Below are 3,146 nucleotides of genomic sequence, written 5' to 3'. Positions count from 1 at the left end.
GCTACCAAACGCTTTAGGATAAGCCCTCGACCGATTAGTACTGGTCAGCTCCATGCATTGCTGCACGTCCACCCCCAGCCTATCAACCTCGTCGTCTTCAAGGGGTCTTACTAATTGGGAAATCTCATCTTGAGGGGGGCTTCACGCTTAGATGCTTTCAGCGCTTATCCCTTCCGTACTTGGCTACCCAGCGGTGCTCCTGGCGGAACAACTGGTACACCAGCGGTACGTCCATCCCGGTCCTCTCGTACTAAGGACAGCTCCTCTCAAATTTCCTACGCCCGCGACAGATAGGGACCGAACTGTCTCACGACGTTCTGAACCCAGCTCGCGTACCGCTTTAATGGGCGAACAGCCCAACCCTTGGGACCTACTTCAGCCCCAGGATGCGATGAGCCGACATCGAGGTGCCAAACCTCCCCGTCGATGTGGACTCTTGGGGGAGATAAGCCTGTTATCCCCAGGGTAGCTTTTATCCGTTGAGCGATGGCCCTTCCATTCGGTACCACCGGATCACTAAGCCCGACTTTCGTCCCTGCTCGACTTGTAGGTCTCGCAGTCAAGCTCCCTTCTGCCTTTACACTCTTCGAATGATTTCCAACCATTCTGAGGGAACCTTTGGGCGCCTCCGTTACTCTTTAGGAGGCGACCGCCCCAGTCAAACTGCCCGCCTGACACGGTCCCTTCACCGGCTTCACGGTGACAGGTTAGAACTCCGATACGATCAGGGTGGTATCCCAACGGCGCCTCCACACAAGCTGGCGCTCATGCTTCGTAGGCTCCCACCTATCCTGTACAGATCGTACCAAAGTCCAATATCAAGCTGCAGTAAAGCTCCATGGGGTCTTTCCGTCTTGTCGCGGGTAACCTGCATCTTCACAGGTATTAAAATTTCACCGGATCTCTCGTTGAGACAGCGCCCAATTCGTTACGCCATTCGTGCGGGTCAGAATTTACCTGACAAGGAATTTCGCTACCTTAGGACCGTTATAGTTACGGCCGCCGTTTACTGGGGCTTCGGTTCACAGCTTCGGGATTGCTCCCTAACCGCTCCCCTTAACCTTCCAGCACCGGGCAGGCGTCAGCCCGTATACGTCGTCTTACGACTTTGCACAGACCTGTGTTTTTGCTAAACAGTCGATTGGGCCTTTTCACTGCGGCCCCCTCGGGCGATTAACCCTACCGGGGCACCCCTTCTCCCGAAGTTACGGGGTCATTTTGCCGAGTTCCTTAACGAGAGTTCTTCCGCGCGCCTTAGCATGCTCTGCTCGCCTACCTGTGTCGGTTTGCGGTACGGGCACCTAGATCTAACTAGAGGCTTTTCTTGACAGCCGGAGCTCATGACCTTCGCTACTGCAATGTTCACTCCCCATCACAGCCCAGCCTTACGATGTGCGGATTTGCCTACACATCAGCCTCACTGCTTGGACGGACATATCCATCAGTCCGCGTCACTACCCTTCTGTGTCACCCCATTGCTCAAACAATCTTCGGTGGTACAGGAATTTCAACCTGTTGTCCTTCCACTACGCCTTTCGGCCTCGCGTTAGGTCCCGACTTACCCTGAGTGGACGAGCCTTCCTCAGGAACCCTTAGGCTTACGGCGGACAAGATTCTCACTTGTCTTTTCGTTACTCATACCGGCATTCTCACTTGAATACAGTCCACCAGTCCTTCCGGTCTGACTTCAATCCGTATTCAACGCTCCCCTACCCAAGTCACAGTCTTCACTTCCCCTTCGAGGGTTACGTGTTTAGCTGAGGGCATTTAGTCAAATCCTTGATCTACCGTTAAGGTAGCATTTGACGAATTCCTCTTGGTCTAACACTCTTCAAAGAAGTAGTGAAGACTGTGACATGCCATAGCTTCGGTGGTGTGTTTAGCCCCGTTACATTTTCGGCGCAGAGTCACTCGACCAGTGAGCTATTACGCACTCTTTAAATGGTGGCTGCTTCTAAGCCAACATCCTGGTTGTCTGTGCAACTCCACATCCTTTCCCACTTAACACACACTTGGGGACCTTAGCTGATGATCTGGGCTGTTTCCCTCTTGACAATGGATCTTAGCACTCACTGTCTGACTCCCGGTTATACATGGCTGGCATTCGGAGTTTGACTAGACTTGGTAACCCTCGCGGGCCCCGCATCCAATCAGTGCTCTACCTCCAGCATGCTCTACACCGAGGCTAGCCCTAAAGCTATTTCGGGGAGAACCAGCTATCTCCGAGTTCGATTGGAATTTCTCCGCTACCCCCACCTCATCCCCGCACTTTTCAACGTGCGTGGGTTCGGACCTCCAGTGCGTGTTACCGCACCTTCATCCTGGACAGGGGTAGATCACACGGTTTCGGGTCTACGTCTGCATACTATATGCGCCCTATTCAGACTCGCTTTCGCTACGGCTCCGTCTCTCCAACTTAACCTTGCATACAAACGTAACTCGCCGGTTCATTCTACAAAAGGCACGCCATCACCCCTAAAACGGGCTCTGACTTCTTGTAAGCGCACGGTTTCAGGTTCTTTTTCACTCCGCTCCCGCGGTGCTTTTCACCTTTCCCTCACGGTACTGCTTCACTATCGGTCACTAGGGAGTATTTAGCCTTGGCAGATGGTCCTGCCGGATTCCGACGGGGTTTCACGTGTCCCGCCGTACTCAGGATCCAGCTCGGAGGGTGCAGGTTTTTGGCTACAGGGCTTTTACCTCTTCTAGCGGGCCTTTCCAGACCTCTTCACCTAACCTACACCTTTGTAACTCCATATGAGCTGTCCTACAACCCCAGAAAGCAAGCTTTCTGGTTTGGGCTAATCCGCGTTCGCTCGCCGCTACTGACGGAATCACTTTTGTTTTCTCTTCCTCAGGGTACTTAGATGTTTCAGTTCCCCTGGTATGCCTCACTCTTGACTATGTATTCATCAAGAAGTAACTGTCCATTACGACAGCTGGGTTTCCCCATTCGGAAATCCCCGGATCAATGCTTGCTTACAGCTCCCCGAGGCAGTATCGTTGTTCGCCACGTCCTTCTTCGGCTCCTAGTGCCTAGGCATCCTCCGTGCGCTCTTACTAGCTTAACCTAGTATCGCTCTTCATTTTTGATTTCCTCGAACATCCTTTTGGGATGAAGGTCGTCAATCAAAAACGATTCGCTT

1 rRNA gene is annotated in these 3,146 nt (G+C 52.8%); it reads right to left on the bottom strand.

Annotated features, from left to right (window positions below):
* Nucleotides 1-14: 14 nt before the first annotated feature.
* Nucleotides 15-3,071: ribosomal RNA gene (locus tag ACFP56_RS21640) — 23S ribosomal RNA — on the bottom strand.
* Between the last annotated feature and the right edge of the window lie 75 nt (nt 3,072-3,146).

It is taken from the genome of Paenibacillus septentrionalis (assembly GCF_042659865.1).
In the GTDB taxonomy this organism is placed as follows: Bacteria; Bacillota; Bacilli; order Paenibacillales; family Paenibacillaceae; genus Pristimantibacillus; species Pristimantibacillus septentrionalis.
Note: the sequence above shows the minus strand (reverse complement) of the source record. Positions and strands in the feature narration are given on the sequence as shown.